The organism is Mesorhizobium sp., assembly GCF_004962925.1.
GTDB lineage: Bacteria > Pseudomonadota > Alphaproteobacteria > Rhizobiales > Rhizobiaceae > Mesorhizobium.
On record NZ_SUEO01000193.1, the window covers coordinates 6,489 to 12,261 of the forward strand.

The following is a 5,773-nucleotide window of genomic DNA, read 5'->3' on the forward strand; positions in this document are numbered from 1 at the left end:
ACCGTGTGATAGTCGATGTCCACGCCGGGTGCGCGTTTGCGGATCTCCTCCAGCGGGATGTCGATCTCGGTCGGCCTCGTCGTGGCGCAACCTGAACCCTGGATGACCGGTTCCACGGCGGCGGCTCCAACGACCGTGATCCTTTTGAGCTTCTCGGGAAGTAAGGGAAGGCTGGCGTTCTCGTTTTTCAGGAGCACGATCGACTCGGCCGCCATGCGCCGGGACAAGGCATGATGCTTTTGGAAGTCGGCCTCGGCATTCGGCTTCACACCGTTTCGGGCCAGACGCACAAGCTTCAAGATGCGCAGGCACGAGCGATCAAGCGTCTCCATTGACACCTGGCCGTCTTCGACCGCTGTCAGAAGTTCCTGCTTGCGGGCGCCGCTTTCGGGCATGTCGAGGTCGTTACCCGCATTCATCGACGCCGGCCGGTCCTTGATGCCGTGCCAGTCGGACACGACGACGCCGCCATACCCCCACTCGTCGCGCAGCACTTCGGTCAGCAGCCAGTGATCTTCAGCCGTTTGAACATCGTTGAGCCGGTTATAGGAGCTCATGACGGTCCAGGGATCGCTCTTGCGGATCGCCCGTTCGAACCCGGCCAGATAGATCTCGCGCAGGGCGCGTTCCTCGACGACCGAACTCATCGTCGTGCGCTGGACTTCGGAATTGTTGCACGCGAAATGCTTGAGCGAAGCCCCCACCCCATTGTGCTGAAGGCCGTTGATGACAGCGGCGGCAATATCACCCGTCAGCAGAGGATCTTCTGCGTAATATTCATAGCTTCGCCCTGCCAGCGGCGTGCGCCGGATATTGACACCTGGGCCGAGCAATATGTTGACGCCGAACGCTTGGCATTCGGCAGCGAGCGCTTCGCCAAGTTCATATCCGAGATTGAGATCCCACGAGCAGGCCAACGACGAACCATTCGGAAAGCACGTTGCTGGACGGGTGGAGCCGAATGCGCTGTCGACCCCTGTCGAGAGATCGGTGTTGACGACACTCAGGAATGAGGCGAGTTGGTTGTCTGCGTCATGCGCTCCATCGATCTGTTCGATCGAATAGCGAACACCATATGTGCCATCCGTCATCAGCAGTTCGGGAATGTTAAGGCGGTAGTTGGCGACCGTCCGCCAGAGGCCGTGGCCGCTGACCATCGCTACCTTTTCCTCGATGCTCATCTGCGCCAGCAGACCAGTCAGTTCCTTGTCGGAAATATTCCAGGTCATCGTCATTCCATATGCTGTTGCGGACGCGCGCCGGTCATCCCTGGTGGTTCGCCTCACCATTGCGGCATCGCCGCTGTGCCAAGAGATGACCTATTGATGACACGCGGCCACGGCTCTCTTCTAGCCGCGAAACTTGCGCTGGAACTACGACAGTTTTTGATATCTAGTAAGCAGGTTGGCCTGGGAACCATGATGAATATCGCTTATCTCAAAACCGACGGCGAACTGCAAATCCGCGACAGCAGCTTCGAGGATCACGCGCCTGCGGAGGATTTTCACTGCCGTGCCTTCATGCATGGCCGTGCCAATGTGCCCTATCATTGGCATCGTGAAATGGAGATACTTTTCGTGCTGCGAGGCAGCTTCCGCCTAGTCGTTGACGAGCAGGCTTGCGAGATGAAGCAGGATGATGTGATCATCATAAATAGCGACGTCCCGCACAATTCGACTTCGATTTCGCGCGATGCTCTGATCTGCGGCGCGCATCTCGATGTTGGATATTTCGAGCGCATGGGCCTGCCCGGTTTTGCATCCCGGCATTACCTTTGCCGCTCCTTCCTCCATAGCCGTCCGTTCATGAATCGGATCGCTCCGATAAAGGCTTTCATGGCCCGGCTGATCCTTGATCAGACGAGTCGCCCCGAGGAGGTCATAATTCGGCAGACTGTTGCCAATCTTCTTGCCTGTTTCATCTATCGGCAGATCCCGCATCTGAAAGCAGATAGCGATGCAGCGCCCCTGCGGTCCGACAGTCGAGACCGAATCCTGAGGATTATGGGCGCAGTCGAAGGGCAACTAGACAATCAGCGACTGAGTGCGATTGCCGCGGCTGAAGGACTGACGCTGAGCCACCTTTCCCGCCTGTTCAAGCGCCATTTGGGCATAGGCTACCGCGACTATTGCCAAAGCCTGCGCTTGGACACCGCAGCGGACGAACTCCACCGGACAGATCATACCGTTGGTGTGATCATGGAGCGAAACGGTTTCGGCAATCCTGCTGTGTTCTACAATAAGTTCAGGGGTCGTTTCGGGTGCAGCCCCGCAGAGTTTCGACGCGCGCGCCATCTGCCGGGGGTACAAAGCGCACTCACGGAAGAAGATACCTTGGAGGCACAAAGGATTCTCCTCCGCTACGCAGCCGATCTTGGCAAGGCCGCCGAAATTGCGGTTGGCATCAATGTAGCGGGACGCAAACAAATCGCGCTCCGTGCGCCACATAGTGCAAGTTTGGATTGAATTCCCAACTCCGCTGGTACGAGTTGTGGCATGAGGTCTGTGCCGGTCGACTGCAGCGCCCATCGCCTGAAGCCCGAGCCATGCTAGCGGGCGGAGGCCGTAGGCCTATCACGCAAATTGCGTTTCACACGACCTCTGTCAACCCTGCCATTCTCGGACACGGCATGGAGTACCAAGTGTAGTCCAGACGCAATTCGAAAGGGTCAGTCGACTGAGCCGACCAGAACATCGGGGTGTTCAAGTATCGCAACCCAGCGCCCTGAGTCTGTGGACGATTGCCTTTTTAGAAATCTATATCCAGTTTCCGACCAAAGCTTCACATCGTCGTTGAGGTTGTCGAGCACATAGTCGCCTTTCTCGGTCTTGACCGTCAGCACTGCGTGCCCCTCGCCGTCCTTCTTTTTGACGACAGTGATCAGAAGGTTCGAGAGCGATATGCCCTGCCGCGTGAGCATCTGGCGCTTAAGCAGGACGTAGTCCTCGCAGTCGCCGACCCCGCGGTCAGGATAGGACCAGAATTCCATCGTTCCGTGAACGGCAAGATCGCTCGCGGGCTTGATCGATCTGTTCACAAGCTTGGTGACGGACGCGAGCTTGTCTTCCATCCCTCTGCTCATAAGGATTGGCGGAGCCTTGCCTAATCGTATTCTGCATTCTGCGGCCTGCCTTCGGCAGAATTCGATATAGCCGACCGGCACGGAAGTCCGTTTCCCGATGGCCATGGCACCATGCACCGCATCGGCCGAAGCTTGCTCCATCGGCGTCGCGGACATCATCAAGCCTATCAGTAGGCCGGCACACAGCCATGCCCGCGGTATCACCAATCCCATTCGCCCCGCCCAAAGTAACGACCCGAAACACTCTTTAATATTGCGTTACCATCTTTTCATGAGCACATCAACGCAACCGACGCGCGGCTTAAAGCCGCGATCGTGAGCCATCACCAACGGCTGATGCTGGGCGCCGGCGCGGTTAACGCTGGATAACTTCCATAGCCACCGGAAGATCATGACCTTCACGTATTGTCGCATAACCGCACCGGCGCAGTTCGGCATCAACAGCCCTAACGCGGACAGGTGGCCGAGCAAAAATTGTAGCAAAGTTTGTCGAGGCGACCGAAATCCAAGAGCCACGAGGCTTTCGCATACATTCGGTTACATTCGATGGAGCTCGGGCAAACCTCTGCGACAGGCGTGGCGTAGGTTTCAATCGTGAGCAGGAAGCCTCGTCATGGTGACGAGACAGAACGCCGACGGCGATTTCACAAGCAGGAGTCAATACTGCGCGAGGCGCCGACTGGCGGGTCTGCTCATTTTAAGAAAGGAAAATACGATGAACAAACTTGCAACGGCTTTCGCCCTCCTCGCCTTGTCGACAGGGGTCTCTCTCGCTGCCAATCAAAACCCAGACCGCGACCCGACCCGCGGATTCGCTACTGGTGTCGACAACAGCGAAATGACCTTAGATACCCATCATGCGGCTTCCTTGCCTCTGTCTGAGGTAGCCCCGAAAGAAGAACAGCCACAGGCCGGCAAGGTTGTTAAGCGTCGTGCACCCTGGGCGGGCCGCTAAAAGACTGAACTTGTCTCCCGCCATTTTCTGCATGGCTATACCAACAAAAGTCCAATCACCCGCCGTGCAACGAGGGTGGTTGGACAGGCGGCGCAAGAAATCGGGCCGCCATCGAAGACTGGCTTTCTCCCCTGCAGGACGGTCGGCTGACATTGCTGCCCCACTCCTAGATACCCTCCACCCTCCGTAGGCACCGGCAAGAGGAAGACCCAGCGCCGCGTCATTTTGGTGGCGACCGCCCGGTTGGTGGCGATCGCCCGGCAACAGCGCAAGATGTATAGACAACCGGCCGCAACTGGTGTTCGTTTCCCGCATGCAATTTTCGAGAATGCAGGAACCGTGACGCCATGGACGCCGCTCGCTTGTTCGATCTGACAGGAAAAAAAGCGCTGGTGACGGGCGCCAGCCGCGGCATCGGCCAAGCTATGGCGGAGGCGCTCTGCGCGGCTGGTGCCGACGTCGCGGTGACCGCCCGCGACGAAACATCGCTTCGTGAGACGGAGGACCGAATTGGCGCACTCGGGCGCAGGTCGCTTTGCCGGTCTCTCGACGTGCTCGACACCGATCGCATCCGCGTGGTGGTCGACGAGGTCGCGGAAGCCTTTGGTGGGCTCGACATTCTGGTCAACAACGCCGGCTATGAGCAAGTCCAGCCCTCGCTCGACGTTGACGAGGCGGTGTGGGATCGCATCGTGTCGACCAACCTGAAGGGCGCCTTCTTCTGCGCGCAGGCTGCGGCGCGACGGATGGCTGCCGGCAGCAGCGGCGGCGCGATCATCAATCTTTGCTCGCTGACCTCCTATGTCGGTATTCCGACCGCAGTACCTTACGGTTCGTCCAAGTCTGGGCTTCTGGGCATGACGCGCGCGCTGGCTACGGAATGGGCATCTCTCGGCATCCGCGTCAACGCCATCGCTCCGGGTTATTTCCATACGGCGATGACGGATGTCTTCTATGAGGATCCCGACTGGCAGACGGCGATGCTGGCCAAGATCCCGCAGCGGCGCTTCGGCACGATGCAGGATCTGGCCGGAGCCGTTGTGTTCCTGGCGAGCGGGGCATCCGCCTATGTCACCGGGCATTGCATCCCCGTCGACGGGGGCTATCTCGCATCTATCTAAGCGATAGGTGCGGTGCAACAAGGACCGTCTAGACCAGACTTGTATATGGTTGTATATACCACTTGATACGCCGATCGTTCTTGCATGCGACCGGCGACAAAAGGGGAACCACAATGCAGGAGGCTTTCCGGGCCATAGCTTCACGCGAAGCGGAAGGCGGCAGGGAAATCGCAGTCGCGGTCCGCAACGTCGGGATGGATTTCGATGGGGTTCATGCCGTCAAGAATGCGTCCTTCGATCTGCCGAAGGGCCGGTTCCTCACCATTCTGGGACCTTCGGGGTCCGGCAAGACAACCCTCCTGCGAATGATCGCCGGGTTCCAGACCCCGAGCAGCGGCGAGATCTTCATCAATGGCGAAGCGGTAAGCGCGGTGCCACCGCACAAGCGGTCGATCGGCATGGTCTTTCAGAGGCTTGCGTTGTTTCCACATATGACGGCGGCCGAGAATGTCGCCTTCCCGCTGAAGATGCGTCGGCGCGACGCACGCACCATTCCCGAACGCGTCGAGCGATATCTCGCGCTGGTCCGGCTAGGGGGCTATGGCGGCAGGCGCATTCACGAACTTTCCGGCGGGCAGCAGCAGCGGGTCGCGATAGCGCGTGCGCTGGTGTTCG

6 protein-coding genes are annotated in these 5,773 nt (G+C 58.8%); 4 read left to right on the top strand and 2 right to left on the bottom strand.

Features of this window, described 5'->3' with window-relative positions; all coding sequences use genetic code 11:
• A partial coding sequence (locus E5W87_RS27880; RefSeq protein WP_292404895.1) for a glycoside hydrolase family 3 N-terminal domain-containing protein occupies positions 1-1,229 on the bottom strand: 1,229 nt, incomplete at its 3' end.
• Between the two features lie 96 nt (positions 1,230-1,325).
• Between E5W87_RS27880 and E5W87_RS27885 the strand changes: the two genes are divergently transcribed.
• Positions 1,326-2,465 carry an AraC family transcriptional regulator gene (locus E5W87_RS27885; protein WP_292404887.1) on the top strand — a complete coding sequence of 380 codons (1,140 nt, stop codon included), beginning with the start codon at positions 1,326-1,328 and terminating at the stop codon, positions 2,463-2,465.
• A gap of 203 nt (positions 2,466-2,668) precedes the next feature.
• On the opposite strand, the gene E5W87_RS27890 is transcribed toward E5W87_RS27885, so the two are convergent.
• Positions 2,669-3,241 carry a transglutaminase-like cysteine peptidase gene (locus tag E5W87_RS27890; RefSeq protein ID WP_292404889.1) on the bottom strand — a complete coding sequence of 191 codons (573 nt, stop codon included), beginning with the start codon at positions 3,239-3,241 and terminating at the stop codon, positions 2,669-2,671.
• A 556-nt stretch (positions 3,242-3,797) separates the two neighbouring features.
• Between E5W87_RS27890 and E5W87_RS27895 the strand changes: the two genes are divergently transcribed.
• The 3 genes from E5W87_RS27895 to E5W87_RS27905 form a co-directional block, all read left to right on the top strand.
• A complete protein-coding gene (locus tag E5W87_RS27895; RefSeq protein ID WP_292404891.1) occupies positions 3,798-4,037 on the top strand; it encodes a hypothetical protein in 240 nt (79 codons plus the stop codon).
• 347 nt (positions 4,038-4,384) lie between these two features.
• Entirely contained in the window at positions 4,385-5,158 is a 774-nt protein-coding gene (locus E5W87_RS27900; protein WP_292404892.1) for an SDR family NAD(P)-dependent oxidoreductase, read from the top strand.
• A 113-nt stretch (positions 5,159-5,271) separates the two neighbouring features.
• Positions 5,272-5,773, top strand: a 502-nt coding sequence (locus E5W87_RS27905; protein ID WP_292404893.1) for an ABC transporter ATP-binding protein, incomplete at its 3' end; no start/stop codon positions are given.

What these genes read in the sequence shown, in the direction of transcription:
- E5W87_RS27895 (WP_292404891.1), top strand. Translation starts at nt 3,798, where the DNA reads ATGAACAAACTTGCAACGGCTTTCGCCCTCCTCGCCTTGTCGACAGGG.
- E5W87_RS27890 (WP_292404889.1), bottom strand. Translation starts at nt 3,241, where the DNA reads ATGATGTCCGCGACGCCGATGGAGCAAGCTTCGGCCGATGCGGTGCAT.
- E5W87_RS27900 (WP_292404892.1), top strand. Translation starts at nt 4,385, where the DNA reads ATGGACGCCGCTCGCTTGTTCGATCTGACAGGAAAAAAAGCGCTGGTG.
- E5W87_RS27885 (WP_292404887.1), top strand. Translation starts at nt 1,326, where the DNA reads ATGACACGCGGCCACGGCTCTCTTCTAGCCGCGAAACTTGCGCTGGAA.